Below are 252 nucleotides of genomic sequence, written 5' to 3'. Positions count from 1 at the left end.
AAAGCACGCTTTTGGCCCCACGGCGGTGGTGTTGCGGCCGCTGGGGCTGGGGGACCTGCTCACCGGGGTGCCGGCGATCCGGGCGATCCGGACGGCGGTCCCCGACCACCGGCTGGTGCTCGCCACGACCCCGTCGCTGGAGCCGCTGGCCCGGCTCGTCGACGCCGTCGACGACGTGCTGCCCGCCGGCGAGCTGCAACCGCTGGACTGGACCGGGCCGCCGCCGGAGCTCGCCGTCGACCTGCACGGCAA

1 protein-coding gene is annotated in these 252 nt (G+C 75.8%); it reads left to right on the top strand.

The genetic code is table 11. The annotated features are described in order from the left end of the window. Positions 1-25: 25 nt before the first annotated feature. Positions 26-252 (top strand): glycosyltransferase family protein (locus A6V29_RS08430; protein WP_137159892.1); only part of this gene is annotated, 227 nt, incomplete at its 3' end.

The sequence above is a fragment of the Blastococcus sp. CCUG 61487 genome, from assembly GCF_005222955.1.
Taxonomy (GTDB): Bacteria; Actinomycetota; Actinomycetes; order Mycobacteriales; family Geodermatophilaceae; genus Blastococcus.
The sequence above is the reverse complement of the archived record's forward strand: the minus strand, read 5'-3'. Positions and strand labels throughout refer to the sequence as shown.